Raw genomic sequence first — 16204 nt, 5'->3', positions numbered from 1 at the left:
ATTAGTCCCAGGCGAAAGCGGTGTCGGGGTTGAATGGATGCGCCTCTTTCCAGTGGCGCGCGATATCGATGCGGCGGGCGACCCATACCTGGTCATGCCGGCCGATATAGTCGAGGAAGCGCTGCAGCGACTTCATGCGGCCGGGCCGGCCCAGCAGGCGGCAATGCATGCCGATGCTCATCATGGTCGGTGTCTCGGCGCCTTCCTCGTAATGCACGTCGAAGGCATCCTTCAGGTACTGGAAGAATGGATCGCCGTGCGAATAACCCTGGGGCAGGGCGAAGCGCATGTCGTTGCAGTCCAGCGTGTACGGCACCACCAGTTGCGGCGCGCGGGTGCCGTCTGTCTTGCGCACGTCCAGCCAGAACGGCAGGTCGTCGCCATAGTAATCGCTGTCGTACTCGAAGCCGCCGTAGTCGGCCACCAGGCGGCGCGTGTTGGGGCTGTCGCGGCCCGTGTACCAGCCCAGCGGGCGTGCGCCCGTCAGCTTTTCGATGGCCTGCATGCCCAGCGCCATGTGTTCGCGCTCGGTGGCTTCGTCGACATTCTGGTAGCTGATCCAGCGCCAGCCGTGGCAGGCGATCTCGTGACCCAGTTCCACGAAGGCGGCCGTCACTTCCGGGCAGCGCTCCAGCGCCATGCCCACGCCGAAGATCGTCAGCGGCAGGCCACGCTTCTCGAACTCCCGGAGGATGCGCCATACGCCGGCGCGCGAGCCGTATTCGTAGATGCCTTCCATCGACAGGTGGCGGTCGGGGAACGCGGCCGGGTTGAACATCTCGGACAGGAACTGCTCGCTGCCGGCATCGCCGTGCAGCACGGAGTTTTCGCCGCCTTCTTCATAGTTCAGCACGAACTGGACGGCAACGCGGGCGCCGCCCGGCCAGTTCGCCTGCGGCCGCTCGCGGCCATATCCTTTCAGGTCGCGTGGATAGCGAGGATTCATGTTTGCTCTTCTTCTATCGGTTGAGGATTTCGGCCAGATCCACCTGCTGCGGATCCAGGTTCAGGTTGTGCTGCACGTTGACGAGGTGCTTGCCCACCAGGCGCACCGCCGCTTTCACGTCGCGCCGCTCGAAGGCGTCGACGATCGCCACGTGCTCGCTGTGCGACTCGCCGGCCGAGTGCGACGACTGGTGCATCAGCGCGATCAGCGAGGAACGGGTCAGCAGTTCGCTCAGCATCTGCGTCAGCACCTCGTTGCCCAGCATGCGCGCCAGCACGAGGTGGAAGTCCGCCAGCAGGCGCGTGCGCCCCGGCACCGCCGCATCGCTGACGGCGGCGCCCTCCAGCGCGAGGTGTTCGCGCAGCTGGCGGATCTGCTCGTCCGTGATGGTGGCGCACAGCCGCTTGGTGACGGCCGTTTCCAGGATGCTGCGCATCTCGAACACGTCGCGCGCTTCCTCGGCGGTGGGAGTGGCGACAAAGGCGCCGCGCGCCGGTTCCAGCACCACCAGGCGGTCGCGGCTCAGCTGGTTCAGCGCTTGCCGGACCACGGTCCTGGAGACTTCGAACAGGTCGCCGATCTTCTGTTCGGACAGCTTGGTGCCCGGCATCAGCCGGCGTTCGGCGATCGCGGCGGTGATCGAATCGACGATGCGCTGGGTGGCGCCGGCCGCCGGCGCATGCGCATCCGGTGCCAGGTCGGTGGCGACGATCTTCAGTTGGGTGCGGGTTCGGGTCATGAATCGAGTGATCGGAACAGGTGAGCAGAACATAAACTGGTTGACATGTGAACCAGAGTGTATACACTTTTCAAAAAAAGAAAAGCAAAAAGTGTATGCAATCCTGTACATTGATGGTTGTGTGAAGTTTGTGCACTGATTGTCATAAGCCCCGCCGGCAATCCCGCCGGCCCATACTGAGAAAAAGGAGCCCCATGGGACATTTGAGCACCCACGTACTGGACACGATGCACGGCTGCCCGGCCGCCGGCATGCGTGTGCAGCTGCAGCGTATCGATGGCGACACCGTCACCACGATCAAGAGCCTGACGCTGAACGCCGACGGCCGCAACGATGGCGGTCCGCTGCTGAATGCGGAAACGATGGCCGCCGGCCGCTACCGCCTGGTGTTTTCGGTGGCGGAATACTTCCGCGGCCGCGACGTGCGCCTGCCGGAACCGGCCTTCCTCGACGAGGTACCGCTCGACTTCGGCATCGCCGACGCGGCCGGCCACTACCACGTGCCGCTGCTGGTCAGCCCGTGGTCGTATTCGACGTACCGTGGTTCCTGAACCACATCAGCCAATAAGTTAGCTAACGTATATCCAGCGAAGACTGGATCGTATACAGTTACTAGTGTCGCCGCGGAGCACACCGGTACCGCCCACCAGGGCGCTGCCGATGGTTGCGATGATTTGCCCCACACAGAGCCCGCTGTGGTGAGGGGACAGTACGGTTTTCACACCGTGCTTCTCTGCTTGTTTGAGGCTCTATGGATATGTACTTGATGGACTGGGTCAACCTGCTGCTGCGCTGGACCCACGTCATTACCGCGATCGCCTGGATCGGCGCGTCGTTCTACTTTGTTTTCCTCGATAACAGTCTCGAGAAGCCCACCGCGCCCGACCTGGTCGCCAAGGGCGTCGACGGCGAATTGTGGGCCGTCCACGGCGGTGGTTTCTACCACCCGCAGAAATACCTCGTCGCACCCAAGTCCATGCCGGATCACCTGCACTGGTTCTACTGGGAGAGCTACGCCACCTGGCTGTCCGGCTTCGGGCTGTTCACGGTGCTGTACCTGTTCAATGCCGGCACCTTCATGGTCGACAAGACCGTGTACGACTGGCCGGCCCAGTCGGCCGTGATCGGCGCGCTGGCCTTCCTGGTCGTGTTCTGGCTGATCTACGACACCATCTGCCGTTCGCTGGGCCGTACCAAGAACGGCGACATGAAGGTCGGCCTGATCGTGTTCGGCTTCGTGGTGTTCGCCTCGTGGCTGGCCTGCCAGCTGTTCGCCGGCCGTGCCGCCTTCCTGCTGGTGGGCGCGATGATGGCCACCGCGATGAGCGCCAACGTGTTCTTCTGGATCATTCCAGGCCAGCGCAAGGTCGTGAAGCAATTGAAGGCCGGCGAGCCGGTCGATCCGATCTACGGCTGGCGCGCCAAGCAGCGGTCGGTGCACAACACCTACTTCACGCTGCCGGTGCTGTTCGCCATGCTGTCGAACCACTACGGCTTCCTGTACTCCGGTGAACACAACTGGATCGTGCTGGTGCTGATGATGATGACGGGCGCCCTGATCCGCCACAGCTTCGTGGCCCGCCACAAGGCGCTGGTGCACGGCAAGCGCGTTCCATGGGAACACGCCTTCGGCGGTACCGCGGCGATGGTCGCACTGATCATCTGGCTGGTCCCGGCACCACAGGCCGAAGCACCGGTCGAAGCGGCGGCTCCGGCAGCCGCGGGCGATGCCACCGCCGCTATCGCGCAAAACCCGTTCGCCAAGGTGAAGGCCGTGGTCGACCAGCGCTGCGTGATGTGCCACTCGGCGGCGATGCAGAGCAAGGGCATCCGCCTCGATTCCACCGGCGAGATCAAGCGCCATGCGCAGGCCCTCTACCAGCAGGCGGTCGTGGTCAAGCTGATGCCGCTGAATAACGCGACGAGCATGACCCCGGGCGAGCGCGACCTGCTGAAGAAGTGGTACGAGGACGGTGCCAAGACGGAATAAGACGTCATGAAACAAGCCGTCATGAAACAAGCGGTCATGAAACAAGCCGACATGAAACAAGCCGTCATCTAGTCAGGCGGCAAGCGCAATACGTGTAAGACGTGCCGGGTCCGGCCGATGAGCAGCATGCATTCTGAAGTTTTATATAACAACCAGGAGACAAGCATGAAGCAACAAGAGTTGGACCCGGCCCGGACATCCGCGCCGGTGGACCCGGTCGACGAGCGCCTGCCGCTCGGCCGCCTGGGCGCCCTTGGCCTGCAGCACGTCCTCGTGATGTATGCCGGCGCCATCGCCGTGCCGCTGATCGTCGGCCGCGCACTGCAACTGTCGCCCGAACAGGTGACGATGCTGATCTCGGCGGACCTGTTCTGCTGCGGCCTGGTCACGCTGATCCAGTCGCTCGGCATGACCAGGTACTTCGGCATCCGCCTGCCCGTCATGATGGGGGTGACCTTTGCCGCCGTCGGCCCGATGGTGGCGATCGCCAACGGCCTGCCGGGCGTGGATGGGGCCCGCGCCATCTTCGGCGCCGGCATCGGTGCCGGCGTGCTGGCCCTGCTGCTGGCGCCGGCGATGAGCCGGATGCTGCGCTTCTTCCCGCCGGTCGTCACCGGCACCATCATCCTCGTCATCGGCATCACGCTGATGCGCGTAGGGGTGGGCTGGGCGATGGGCGGCCCCGATTCCGCCGCGCGCGCGGTCGACGTGCCCACCCTGGTCACGATGGTCGACCAGCTGAAGGCCGACGCCGCCGCTTCCGCCGCGCCGCTGGCAGCCAAGCTGCCCGGCCCGATCCCCACGCTGGCCAATCCGAACTACGGCGCGCTGGACAACCTGGCCATCGCCACCTTCGTGCTGCTGTTCATCGTCTTCACGGTGCGCTATGCCAGGGGCTTCCTCTGCAATATCTCCGTATTGCTCGGCATCGTCGCCGGCTGCGCCGTGGCGTATTCGATGGGGAAGATGAACTTCGCCAAGGTGGCAGGCGCCAAATGGTTCGAGCTCGTCACGCCGTTCGCCTTCGGCACGCCCACCTTCGATATCGTGATGATCCTCACCCTCACGGTGGTGATGATCGTGGTGATGATCGAGTCGGCCGGCATGTTCCTGGCGCTGTCCGAAATGACCGGCACCAAGGTCGACCAGCAGAAGCTGGCCGCCGGCCTGCGCACGGACGGCCTGGGCACGCTGATCGGCGGCATCTTCAATACCTTCCCGCACACCAGCTTCTCGCAGAACGTGGGGCTGGTGGCGGTGACGGGCGTGAAGAGCCGCTGGGTGTGCGTAGCCGGCGGCGTGATCATGATCGTGCTGGGCATGCTGCCGAAGCTGGCCGCGCTGGTCGAGGCGATTCCCCAGTTCGTGCTGGGCGGCGCCGGGCTCGTGATGTTCGGCATGGTGGCGGCGGCGGGCATCCGTATCCTGAACCGTGTCGACTTCCGCACCAACCGCTTCAACCTCTACATCGTCGCGCTGTCGATCGGCTTCGGCCTGATTCCGCTGGTGGCGCCGCACTGGGCGCAGCAGATGGCGCACAGCCTGCACCCGCTGCTGGAGTCGGGTATCCTGCTGACCGCCGTGGCCGCCGTGGTGCTGAATGTGTTCTTCAATGGGTCCGGCACAAAGGAAGCTGAGGGGCAGGAAGAGGGGCACCTGTCCCACGCCTGATCAGAGCATGTCATTCGGCGGCACATGAAGTAACCCCAAGTGCAGAACCTGGGGTCAGGAATGAGTGCTGGCATGCATGCCAGCACCGTTCCGCAGGCGCGAAGCATGCTTCGCGAAACCCCTGCTTCACCCCGTCGGGGCGTAGCCGGGGGTTTCAAGGAGCATCGCTCCTTGCTGGCGCAGCGGTACTGGCCTGCCAGCCAGTACTCCACCCTGACCCCGGCCTTTGCCTGTGGGGTAAGCATGCGCAAGGGGCATGCCGGCTAGAACCGGTGCTGGATCCCCGCCAGCACGCTTTTCTGCCGGCTGCCGAACCCGGGCTCGTCCCGCGCGAGGCCGACCAGCTGGCCGTGTTTCGCCTTTGCGTACGCGGCGGTGACGTACAGGTCGGTACGGCGCGAGAGCGCGTAGCGCACCCGTCCGACGACCATCACCGGGTCTGCTTCGATGGGCCCGTGCCGCACATCCTGGTAGTACACGACGCCGGCCAGCGTGACGGCCGGCGTCACCATGACATTCGTTCCCGCCCAATACAGCCGTGCCTTCAGCGCGGACGTTCCCGCCGCTCCTGCCATTCCTTGCCGGTAGTCGCGCATCGCCGCCTGCAGTTTCACGTTGCCGGCCGAGACCATCGCGCCCAGGTGCCATGCCGTGGTGTCGCCGCGAGCGCCGGTGGCGTCGGGCACGCCGTTGATCCGTTCATAGGCAGCCATTGCCGACCATGGGCCGCTCGCGTAGTTGACCGCCACGGCGCCTTTGCTGCCATCGCCGGACGAGCTGCCTTCGCCCGCGCCGTAGCTGGCGCCATAGGCCCAGTTGCCGGTCTTGCCGGCATACTTGACCAGGTTGTCGAACGCGAAGGCCATGCCGTACTTGCTGGCGCCGCTGGCATTGCCGGCTGGTGCCCAGGAATATTGCGGCGCGTAGCCCATCGGATCGTAGGGCAGCACGAAGTCGTACACGGTGGTGAAGGCGCGGCCCAGCAATATGGTGCCCCAGCGGCCTTCCAGGCCCACGGTGGCCTGGCGCTTGAACAGCGGCGTGTCGGCCACGCCGGTATCGGCGGCGATGCCCATCTCCAGCTGGAACAGCACCTTCAGGCCGCCGCCCAGGTCCTCGCTGCCGGTGAAGCCGAGGCGCGAGGTGTTCATGCCGCCGGAATTGACGCGCACGATGTTGCCGCCATTGCCGCCATTGCCGCCATTGCCGCCATTGGCTCCGGCGTCGGAAACGGCGCCGACGTTCATGTCCACCAGGCCATACACACTGACATTCGATTGGGCCGCGGCGGTGCCGCAGGCGAGGGCGCAAACGCCCCAGGCGAGCTTGCGTTTCATGGTGTCTCCGGTTTTTTTATGGACGCGCCGGACCCTTGCCGGGCCGGCGTCGTGAAGGAAAGCGAGGGGAACTGCCGGGAGATCTCCCGGCAAGCGGTCAGCGGTCGACGGCCTGCTTCGGCAACAGGACGACCAGGCAGGCGCCGAGCAGCAGCATGCCGGAGGTGAGCATCAGGCCGGCGCCCTGCTTGCCGGTGAAGTCGTTCAGCCAGCCCACCAGCGAGGGCGAGAAGAAGCCGGCCAGGTTGGCGATGCAGTTGATGGTGGCGATGCCGGCGGCCGCCGTCATGCCGCCCAGGAAGGCCGTCGGCAGCGCCCAGAACTGCGACGTGCCGCACAGGGCGCCGGCGGCCGCCACGCTGAGCAGGGCCAGTGCGGTACCGATCCCGTCGGTGAAAGGCAGGGCGAACAAGGCCGCGGCGGCCGCCAGCATCGGCACGCCGCAGTGCAGCCGGCGCGCCCGGGTGCGATCCGAGTTGCGGCCCACCAGCGGCAGGCAGACCAGCGCCACGCCATACGGGATCGCGGCCAGCATGCCGACTTCCCACAGGCCGGTCGCGCCGGCGTTCCGCACGATCGTCGGCAGCCAGAAGGTCAGGCCGTACTGGCCCATCACGATGCAGAAGTAGATGCCGGTCAGCAGCCACAGGCGCCGGTCGGCCAGGAAGTCGCGGATCGTCTGGTGCGCCACCTTGCCATCGTTTTCCGTGGCGATATTACGTTGCAGGACGGCCTTTTCCTCCGGCGACAGCCACTTCGCGCTGGCGATGCTGTCGTCCAGGTAGAACAGGATCGTGACACCGAGGATCAGCGACGGGATGGCTTCCAGCGCGAACAGCCACTGCCAGCCGCGCAGGCCCTGCACGCCGGCGAACGCTTCCATGATCCAGCCGGACAGCGGCGCACCGACGATGGAAGCCAGCGGGATCGCCATGAAGAACAGCCCCATCACCTTGGCGCGCCGTGCGGACGGAAACCAGTAGGTGATATACAGGATCACGCCCGGCGCGAAACCCGCCTCCGCCACGCCGAGCAGGAAGCGCAGCACGTAGAACATCGTCGGCGAACTGACAAAGGCGAAGCTGGCGGAAATCATGGCCCAGGTGATCATGATGCGCGCCAGCCAGCGGCGCGCGCCGAAGCGGTGCAGGATCATGTTGCTCGGCACTTCGAACAGGAAGTAGCCGATGAAGAAGACGCCCGCGCCCAGGCCGTAGACGGTATCGCTCCACTGCAGGTCGGACAGCATCTGCAGCTTGGCGAAGCCCACGTTGACGCGGTCCAGGTAGGCGCCCAGGTAGCACAGCATCAGGAAGGGCACGAGGCGGCGCGTGACTTTCGCATAGGCGCGCGTTTCGACGTCGTCGACGCCGGAGTGATAGGCGGCACCTGCCGCGGGTGTGACGATCGGTGTTTTCATGCGTGTCTCCAAATTGTTCTGTCATCGCGCCGGAGGTCTTGCCGCCTCCTTGCGCATGCCGGGCATCGCTGCCCGGTGCAATGGGTGCAGCGCGCGCTCAGCGCAGCCAGGACCGGATGCTGGCCACCATCGCCTCCGTCGAGATGCCGTAGCGGTCGTGCAGCGTCGGCAGCGCGCCGGCATCGAGGAACGCGTCGGGCAGCGCGATCTGCCGGAAGGCCGGCGCCACGCCCGCGCGCAGCAGCGTGCCCGCCACCGCCTCGCCCAGGCCGCCGATCACCGAATGGTTCTCGGCCACCACCACCAGCCGGCCGCTGCGCGACGCTTCGCGCACGATGGTTTCGGTGTCGAGCGGCTTGATGGTCGGCACATGCAGCACGGCGACGCCGACATTATCGTTCTTCAGCGCCTGCGCGGTCTCCAGTGCGCGCATGGTCATGATGCCGCTGGAGATCACCAGCACCTCGCGCCCGTCGCGCAGCAGCTTGGCCTTGCCCAGTTCGAACTTGTAATCGTACTCGTCCAGCACCAGCGGTACCTTGCCGCGCAGCAGCCGCATGTAGACCGGTCCCTGGTGCTCGGCAATGGCGACCGTGGCCTGTTCGGTATCGAGCGCATCGCAGGGATCGACGATCGTCAGGCCCGGCACGCCGCGGAAGATGGCGATGTCCTCGGTGGCCTGGTGGCTGGGGCCGTAGCCGGTGGTGAGCCCGGGCAGCGCACAGGCGATCTTCACGTTCAGGTTCTCCTCGGCGATCACCTGGTGGATGAAGTCATAGGCCCGGCGCGACGCGAATACCGCGTAGGTGGTGACGAACGGCGTAAAACCTTCCTTGGCCATGCCGCCGGCGGCACCCATCAGCAACTGCTCGGCCATGCCCATCTGGAAGAAGCGCTCCGGAAATTCCTTGGCAAAGAGGTGCAGGTCGGTGTACTTGGCCAGGTCGGCGCTCATGCCCACGATGTCGGGCCGGCGGCCGGCCAGCTCGACCAGGGCGTTGCCGAACGGCGCGGCCACGGTGCGCTGGCCTTCGCTGGCGATGGAGGCGATCATCGCCGACGTGGTCAGGCGCGGTTTGCTCATGGGGGCGTTCATTGCTGGTCTCCTGCCTTGGCTTGTTTCTCGTCGAGGATCGCGATGGCTTGCTGCCATTCGTCGGCTTCGACACGGATGAAGTGGTTCTTGTCGCGCTGTTCGAGGAAGGGCACGCCGGAACCCATCAGCGTATCGAACAGGATCACGCGCGGTTGCGGGTCCGGATGGTTGCGCGCGGCATCGAAGGCGGCCAGCACGGCGGCCATGTCGTTGCCGTCGGCGCGCTGCACATGCCAGCCGAACGCTTCCCACTTCTGCGCCAGCGGTTCGAACCCGAGGATCTTGCTGGACGGCCCGTCGGCCTGCTGGTTGTTGATGTCGACCAGGGTGATCAGGTTGCCCAGTCCGAAATGCGCGGCGGACAGTGCCGCTTCCCAGGTCGAACCTTCGTCCAGCTCACCGTCCGACATCGAGTTGTAGACGAACGCCGGGTTGTTCTTCTGGCGCAGGCCCAGCGCCATGCCGACCGCGATCGTCAGGCCCTGGCCCAGCGAGCCGCCGGAGATCTCCATGCCGGGCGTATAGGTGGCCATGCCGGACATCGGCAGGCGGCTGTCGTCGCTGCCATAGGTTTCCAGCTCGGCCTCGGGCAGGATGCCGGCCTCCAGCAGCGCGGCATACAGCGCAATCGCGTAATGGCCATGCGACAGCAGGAACCGGTCGCGGCCTTCCCATTCCGGCTCGCCGGCACGATAATGCAGCGCGTGCCGGTAGGCCACGGCCAGGATGTCGGCCATGCCGAGCGCCTGGCCGACATAGCCCTGGCCCTGCACCTCGCCCATGCGCAACGCGAAGCGGCGGATGCGGTGGGCGGCGCCTTGCAGGGCGAGCAGCTGGTCGGGCACGTTCACGTCTGGTGATGCAAGTTTCATGGGTGTCTCCGGTATCGAATCATTGGTCTTGTCACGAAACCAGTGTAAGAATGCAAAGACGGACCGTATAGCGAGTAATTCTTGGCGATAGATGAAACCAGTTCAACGATACCGCGCCCTGCGCAAGGCATCCCTGAAGGGCTTGCAGGCTTTCGAGGCCGCCTACATGCACCGTTCCTTCGCCGCCGCGGCGCAGGAACTGTCGATCACGGCATCGGCCGTCAGCCACTCGATCCAGACGCTGGAAGAGGCGCTCGGCACGCTGCTGTTCGAACGCGCGCGGCGCGGCGTGGTGCCGACCGAGGAGGGCGCCCGGCTGTATGACGTGATCCGCCGCTCGTTCGGCGACATCGACGACGAGCTGCGTACCATCCTCGACCGCGGCAGCAAGCAGCAGGTCGTGACGATCCAGTGCGCGCCCAGCTTCGCGGCGATCTGGGTGATGCCGCAACTGCCGGCCTTCCTGCGCGCCCATCCGGACATCGACGTGCGGCTGTGGGCCGTGCACCAGCCGCCCGACTTTTCCAGCAGCGGGGTCGACGTGGCCGTGCTGTACGGCCGGCCGACCGCCTCGGCCGGCGTGCATGTCGAGCCGATCTCGCAGCGCGAACGCTACCTGCCCGTGTGCAGCCCGAAGCTGGTCGACGGTTGGGCCCTGCCGCTGCCGCCGGCCGATATCGAGAACTTCTACCTGATCCAGAACGATGTGTCGCTGGCGTCGTGGGATGAATGGATCGCCCGTTTCGCGCCAGAGTGCCGGCACCCGGTGCGGGGCCTGCGGCTGGACCGTGCGTTCATGACGCTGAGCGCGGCCGAGAATGGCCTGGGCATGTGCATCGAGAGCACGGTGCTGGTGCAGGACTACCTGAAGGAAGGGCGGCTGGTGTGTCCGTTCGGCGAACTGGCCATCGAGGCCACCGGGCATTACCTGGCCGTGCCGAAGAGCCGCGAGGGCTTGCAGGCGGTGCGGACGGTGGCGGACTGGATCAGGGGATTCGTCACGGATGGCGCCAGCCCGTAGGGCGTAACGACCTTTGTAACGTAGGGTGCGGGGGACTTGCGCTGCCTCGTCGGCCCTGCCGGCAAGCTTCTCCCGGTGCTAGACTGCTCCGGGCCGCGGCCCGCGATGGCGGCCCGCGATCAATACCTATAGACAGGCGCTGGAGGTGATGGATGAAAATGATCGTCGGCATGGTCTTGTTGTCCTGCTCGGCAGTATTCGCCGCGCCCACCGTTGTCGATCCGGCGAAATTCCTTCCCGGTGTCGTCTCCGACGATGGCGCGTTCGGGTTGACGCTGGCACCCGACGGCGCGCACGCGCTCTGGGTGGCGTCCGGTGGCGGCCGCGAGCGCCTGGTGATCATGGAGACGCGCAAGGTGAACGGCGCGTGGCAGGCCCCGTCGGTGGCGCCGTTTTCGGGCACGCCGGGCTGGAAGGACATCGATCCCATGTTCAGCCCCGACGGCAAGACCCTGATCTTCCAGTCGAACCGCCCGGTACCGGACAAGCCGGCGCGCAAAGGCTTCGATATCTATGCTGTCGAGCGCGGCGCGCAGGGGTGGGGCGCGGTGCGCCACCTGGGCCACGACATCAACACGGACGAATCGGAATCGTCCGCCGCGATCACCGCCAATGGCAGCATTTATTTCATGAAAAATGCCCCCGGCATGGACTCCGACCTGTGGGTGTCCGCGTTGCGCGAAGGCCGCCATGGCGTGCCGCGCAACCTCGGCCTGCCGATCAACACGCAGGCCCGCGAGTCGAACCCGTACGTGGCGCCCGACGAAAGTTACCTGATCTATTTTTCGGCGGCGACAGCGGAGGATCAACCCGACCTGTTCATCAGCTTCCGCGAGAATGGCCAGTGGAGCGCGCCGCGCCGGCTCAAGGCCCCGATCAATTCCGCCGATCCCGCCGACGCTGAATTCACCCCGTTCGTGCACGGCACCACCTTGTACCTGGCCCGGCAACGGCGCGAGAATGGCCGGTTCATTGAAAACATCTACGCCTATCCGTTCAGCGCGGCGGATTATCGTTAGCAGCACCGCATGAGCCGCCACCGGTCCTGTGCGAGCGGCAAGGGCGCTTCACCGCGCCCGCCGCCGCTCAGTGGATCAGCATCCCGCCATTGACATCGAGCGTGACGCCGGTGCAGTACGCCGACAGATCGCTGGCCAGGAACACGACGGCGCCGGCGATGTCGTCGGCCCTGCCCAGCCGGGCCAGCGGGATGTCGTTGGCGATCTCGCCCTTGCGTTCCTCCGTCAGCTTGCCCTTGATGATGTCCGTGGCGATCAGGCCTGGCGTGATGGCGTTGACGCGGATGCCGCTCGGGCCGAATTCGCGCGCCATCGCCCGCATCAGGCCCAGCACGCCAGCCTTGGCGGCCGAGTAGTGCGGTCCGCCCAGGATGCCGCCGCCGCGCTGCGCGGAGACGGACGAGGTGCAGATGATGCTGCCGCTTTCCTGCTTCTGCATGGCCGGGAGCACGGCCTGCGCCATCAGCAGCGTGCCGCGCAGGCTCACGTCGAGCACCGCGTCGTAATCGTCGGCGCTGATGTCCAGCGTCTTGCGGGGTTGCGTGATGCCGGCGTTGGCGAACAGCACGTCGATGCGGCCATAGCGCTCCAGCACGGCCTGCGCCGCCGCCTCGCATTGTTCCTTGTTCGTCACGTCCGCCACCAGGCCGAGGTGCTGCGGGCCCAGCTCGGCCGCCGCACCGGCCGGATTGGCGCCCGCCAGGTCGGTGATCACCACCCTGGCGCCATGCGCCGCCAGCATGCGCGCCGTCGCAAAGCCCAGGCCATTGATGCCGGCGCCGCCGGTCACGATTGCCACGCGATCTTTCAGTAACATTTGAGTCTCCGGTTTGTTGATGTCGTGCCGCCATCGTCGCCGACGGGGGTGATCAAGACAAACGAGGAAAACTCAGGGGAGGGCGAATTGGATTCAGCGCTGGCCGGTTGATGTGACGGCTAGCGCGACGGCTTGCGCAGCCGCGTCGTGGGCGGCATTCACGGCACGCGATCCGCCAGGTTTTGCAGGATGCCACACTCTTCCACCGAATGCGGGGCGTTGCACTTGCGGCGCAAGGCGATCAGTTGCGTCTCCAGCGTCCGGAGAGCGGCCATCCGCGACTGCACCGCCGCGATATGCTGGTCCAGCAGCGCATTGACGTGGTCGCATCCCGCCGAAGGCCGTGCTTGCAGGTCGAGCAGGGTGCGGATGTCCTGGAGTCCGATCTGGAGGGAGCGGCAGTGCCGGATGAACTGCAGGCGCTCCAGATGCACGGCCTGGTATGCACGGTATCCCGAAGCGGTGCGCACCGGCTCATCCAGCAGGCCCGACTTTTCGTAGAAGCGGATGGTTTCCACATCGCATCCGGTTTGCTTCGCTAATTCACCAATTTTCATGATTCTTCCTGGCAGGAGCGCTTGACTCTGTAGCGGCTACAGGGTTTTAAATGGCACTATACCTTGATGGAGATTGTGATGTCCGCCTGTTGCTCCGGAGGTTGTTCCTCCGACAAACCACCCGTCGACGCGAAATACCGTCGCATCCTCTGGATCGCCTTGTGCATCAACGCTGTCATGTTCGCCGTCGAACTGTTTGGTGGCATCCGGTCCGGCTCGGTCTCGCTGCTGGCCGACGCTGTCGATTTCTTCGGTGACGCGGCTAACTATGGCGTTTCGCTGTTCGTGCTGGGGCTGGCGCCAGTCTGGCGTTCGCGCACCGCCCTGCTGAAAGGGGCAACGATGGGCGGCTACGGCGTGTTTGTCCTGCTGGCCGCAGCCTGGCATTTCGCGAACGGGACTGTCCCGGCCCCGGTAGCGATGGGGAGCATCGGCGCAGTGGCGCTGGCATCGAATCTCGCCGTGGCCGGATTGCTGTATGCATACCGGGACGGCGACTCGAACATGCGTTCCGTCTGGCTGTGCTCCCGCAATGATGCCATCGGCAATATGGCGGTGATGCTGGCCGCCGCGGGTGTTTTCGGCACCGGAGCTGGCTGGCCGGATATCGTGGTCGCCTGTGTCATGGGAGGGCTCGGTATAGCCGCCTCGCGATCCGTGATCAGGCATGCGCGTGACGAGATGCGCACCAGTGCTGTCGCGCTACACACCGCGCCTGCTACCCATGCAATCGAGTTGAAGCGTCGTTGAGGGCCGCTCCGTTCAGTGAACCTGCCCGATAGTGGCCGGGTCTCCTGGCACTCAGCAGCCTGGCGGCCTGCGGCGGTGCCCTGTCAGCGCGTTTCCAGCGGCACCTGCCGGATGCTCCCATCCGCCCCATACGCCAGCGGCGCGATGGCGATCGAGCGCCGGTGGCTGCCACCCCCCGGCAGCAGGCTGTCGTGGTAGAACAGCCAGCTTTTACCGGCATGCTCGAGGATGGCCTGGTGGTTCGTCGAGATCTTCAGGAAGTCGAGCACCACGCCGCGATAGGTGAAGGGTCCCAGCGGCGAGGTGCCGGTGGCGTACACGATCTGGCCCGGCCAGCCGGTGGAGAACGTGAAGTAGTACGTGCCGTTGCGCTCATGCAGGAACGGCGCTTCGCCATAGGCTTTCCTGCCCGTCTTGTTGGCCTTGTCCGGCTTCTCCGTCTTCTCCAGCGGCGGCAAGCTGCCGATCGCCACGTCGAGGATCGGGCCGTCCAGCGTGACCATGTCGGCCTTCAGTTTCACCACTTTCGGCACGCGGGTGCCGAAGTACAGGTAGGCCTGCCCATCCTTGTCGATGAACACGGCCGGGTCGATCGGCTCGTCGCCGGCATTGGTGTCGCGTGCCTTGTCGACCAGCGGCGTGCCGCGGGCATCCGCGAAGCCGCCGTCGGGGCGGTTCGAGACTGCAACGCCGATCGTGTCGCCGCCCACCGGCGCATAGAAGTAGAACCTGCCATTGCGCTGCACCGCTTCCGGCGCCCAGGCCTTGGCATCCGGCCGCGCCCACTTGAAGACCTTTACGTCGAGCGGGATGCCGGCATCCGTCCACGCCTGCATGTCCGGCGACGTGTACAGGCGCCACGTCGTCGAATCCCAGTAGTTGCCGGAGTTGCTGGCGTCGTCGGTGGCGTACAGGTAGAACTTGCCACCATCCTGCGCCGTGCCGTCTTGCGTCGTGAAATAGTGCGGCGATGGATCGGCATTGAAGCGTTGCGCGATCGGCTGGCCCGCATTGGCGGTGGCGGCGGTAGCGGAAGCGACGAGCGCGAGCAGCAAGGCGGGCAGGCAGGACATCGGGCGGGGCATCGGGTCTCCAGTGGGTGGCGCGGTTCGGATGCGTGATGGTAGCGCGGCGCGCGGTCCGGATTGCGCTGATTTTGTGGTTGTGTCAACATGTTGATTATTGTTTGCGGAGGTGCGCGATGTCCAGACTGCCAAGGCTGCCCAGACTGTCCACGCTGCTGGCACCGCCGCTGATGGCCGCGGCCCTGCTGCACCTGTCGGCGCAGGCGCAAGTCACGCCGGCGGCGCCGCCGGCCTACGACGCGGCGCTGGCGCAATCGCTCGGCGGCAGCGAGCAGGGCATGCGGCCCTATGTGCTGGTGCTGCTGAAAACCGGTACGACGCCGGTGCCGAAAGGCGCGGAACGGGACCGCATGTTCGCCGGCCACTTCGCCAACATGGAGCGCCTGGCGAAGGAAAAGAAGCTCGTTGTGGCGGGTCCGCTGGACGGTGTGAACGGCCTGCGCGGCATGTTCGTGTTCGCCACCGCCGACATCGATGAAGCAAAGGCGCTGGTAGCCACCGATCCCGTCATCGTCCAGGGCGAGATGGTGGCCGAGTACCACAAGTTCTTTTCCACGGCCGCGCTGATGGCCGTGAACGATATCCACCACCGCATCCGCAAGAAATAAGGAGACCACCGTAGTGTTCAGAGCCCGCTATCAAGCCATCTTCCTCGCCGCACTCGCACTCGGCCTGGCCGGCTGCAAGTACCTGCCGCACGACGACGGCCGCTCCTGCGACAAGCTGGTCGACTGGAACGACCGCAAGGCCTGCAAGGAGAAAGCCGCCACCGAGTCGAAGGAATGGGAAAAGCGCGACAAGTAGATTGGCTCCGGCAGTGGAGGAAGGTTGCATCGCGTACAATCACGCGCCGACTTGGATCGGCCCCATCAACCATACTCCGA

17 protein-coding genes are annotated in these 16204 nt (G+C 65.6%); 8 read left to right on the top strand and 9 right to left on the bottom strand.

Translation table 11 applies throughout. The features are described 5' to 3' along the window. Window position 1: 1 nt before the first annotated feature. On the bottom strand, window positions 2-946 hold the full coding sequence (gene puuE, locus OU994_RS19565) for an allantoinase PuuE (protein WP_281607276.1): 945 nt from the start codon (window positions 944-946) through the stop codon (window positions 2-4). Window positions 947-959: 13 nt separating this feature from the next. Further along, the gene (locus OU994_RS19560; protein WP_281607275.1) at window positions 960-1685 is read right to left on the bottom strand and encodes a GntR family transcriptional regulator; all 726 of its coding nucleotides are present in this window, start codon (window positions 1683-1685) and stop codon (window positions 960-962) included. A gap of 194 nt (window positions 1686-1879) precedes the next feature. On the opposite strand from OU994_RS19560, the gene uraH reads away from it, so the two are divergent. The 3 genes from uraH (at window position 1880) to OU994_RS19545 (ending at window position 5346) form a co-directional block, all read left to right on the top strand. Continuing rightward, a complete protein-coding gene (gene uraH, locus OU994_RS19555) occupies window positions 1880-2236 on the top strand; it encodes a hydroxyisourate hydrolase (RefSeq protein ID WP_281607274.1) in 357 nt (118 codons plus the stop codon). Window positions 2237-2436: 200 nt separating this feature from the next. Then, on the top strand, window positions 2437-3675 hold the full coding sequence (locus OU994_RS19550) for a urate hydroxylase PuuD (protein ID WP_281607273.1): 1239 nt from the start codon (window positions 2437-2439) through the stop codon (window positions 3673-3675). A 165-nt stretch (window positions 3676-3840) separates the two neighbouring features. After that, on the top strand, window positions 3841-5346 hold the full coding sequence (locus tag OU994_RS19545) for a nucleobase:cation symporter-2 family protein (protein WP_281607272.1): 1506 nt from the start codon (window positions 3841-3843) through the stop codon (window positions 5344-5346). 263 nt (window positions 5347-5609) lie between these two features. On the opposite strand, the gene OU994_RS19540 is transcribed toward OU994_RS19545, so the two are convergent. The 4 genes from OU994_RS19540 to OU994_RS19525 form a co-directional block, all read right to left on the bottom strand. After that, window positions 5610-6683: a porin gene (locus OU994_RS19540; RefSeq protein ID WP_281607271.1), complete on the bottom strand. Its 1074-nt coding sequence runs from the start codon at window positions 6681-6683 to the stop codon at window positions 5610-5612. 97 nt (window positions 6684-6780) lie between these two features. Then, window positions 6781-8103, bottom strand: a complete 1323-nt coding sequence (locus OU994_RS19535) for an MFS transporter (RefSeq protein ID WP_281607270.1) — start codon at window positions 8101-8103, stop codon at window positions 6781-6783. A gap of 97 nt (window positions 8104-8200) precedes the next feature. After that, the gene (locus tag OU994_RS19530) at window positions 8201-9199 is read right to left on the bottom strand and encodes a transketolase family protein (RefSeq protein WP_281607269.1); all 999 of its coding nucleotides are present in this window, start codon (window positions 9197-9199) and stop codon (window positions 8201-8203) included. Beyond that, the gene (locus tag OU994_RS19525) at window positions 9196-10071 is read right to left on the bottom strand and encodes a transketolase (RefSeq protein ID WP_281607268.1); all 876 of its coding nucleotides are present in this window, start codon (window positions 10069-10071) and stop codon (window positions 9196-9198) included. Before OU994_RS19525 ends, OU994_RS19530 begins: the two co-directional genes overlap by 4 nt. Window positions 10072-10162: 91 nt before the next feature. Here OU994_RS19525 and OU994_RS19520 point away from each other — a divergent pair, with 91 nt between their 5' ends. Next, window positions 10163-11092 carry a LysR substrate-binding domain-containing protein gene (locus OU994_RS19520; RefSeq protein WP_281607267.1) on the top strand — a complete coding sequence of 310 codons (930 nt, stop codon included), beginning with the start codon at window positions 10163-10165 and terminating at the stop codon, window positions 11090-11092. A 152-nt stretch (window positions 11093-11244) separates the two neighbouring features. Beyond that, the gene (locus OU994_RS19515) at window positions 11245-12111 is read left to right on the top strand and encodes a hypothetical protein (protein WP_281607266.1); all 867 of its coding nucleotides are present in this window, start codon (window positions 11245-11247) and stop codon (window positions 12109-12111) included. Window positions 12112-12178: 67 nt separating this feature from the next. Here OU994_RS19515 and OU994_RS19510 read toward each other — a convergent pair whose 3' ends face one another. Both OU994_RS19510 and cadR read right to left on the bottom strand, forming a co-directional pair. Further along, complete coding sequence (locus OU994_RS19510) at window positions 12179-12928, bottom strand: SDR family NAD(P)-dependent oxidoreductase (RefSeq protein ID WP_281607265.1); 750 nt, start codon at window positions 12926-12928, stop codon at window positions 12179-12181. Between the two features lie 158 nt (window positions 12929-13086). Continuing rightward, the gene (cadR, locus tag OU994_RS19505; RefSeq protein WP_281607264.1) at window positions 13087-13485 is read right to left on the bottom strand and encodes a Cd(II)/Pb(II)-responsive transcriptional regulator; all 399 of its coding nucleotides are present in this window, start codon (window positions 13483-13485) and stop codon (window positions 13087-13089) included. Between the two features lie 66 nt (window positions 13486-13551). Between cadR and OU994_RS19500 the strand changes: the two genes are divergently transcribed. Next, entirely contained in the window at window positions 13552-14235 is a 684-nt protein-coding gene (locus OU994_RS19500; RefSeq protein ID WP_281607263.1) for a cation transporter, read from the top strand. 83 nt (window positions 14236-14318) lie between these two features. On the opposite strand, the gene OU994_RS19495 is transcribed toward OU994_RS19500, so the two are convergent. After that, entirely contained in the window at window positions 14319-15320 is a 1002-nt protein-coding gene (locus tag OU994_RS19495; protein WP_281607262.1) for a family 43 glycosylhydrolase, read from the bottom strand. 116 nt (window positions 15321-15436) lie between these two features. Between OU994_RS19495 and OU994_RS19490 the strand changes: the two genes are divergently transcribed. Beyond that, window positions 15437-15928 carry a YciI family protein gene (locus OU994_RS19490; protein ID WP_281607261.1) on the top strand — a complete coding sequence of 164 codons (492 nt, stop codon included), beginning with the start codon at window positions 15437-15439 and terminating at the stop codon, window positions 15926-15928. Between the two features lie 13 nt (window positions 15929-15941). Further along, on the top strand, window positions 15942-16124 hold the full coding sequence (locus tag OU994_RS19485; protein WP_281607260.1) for a hypothetical protein: 183 nt from the start codon (window positions 15942-15944) through the stop codon (window positions 16122-16124). Window positions 16125-16204: the final 80 nt, after the last annotated feature.

It is taken from the genome of Pseudoduganella sp. SL102 (assembly GCF_027856995.1).
Taxonomy (GTDB): domain Bacteria; phylum Pseudomonadota; class Gammaproteobacteria; order Burkholderiales; family Burkholderiaceae_D; genus Rugamonas; species Rugamonas albidiflava.
This window is presented reverse-complemented; position numbering and strand designations above follow the sequence as displayed.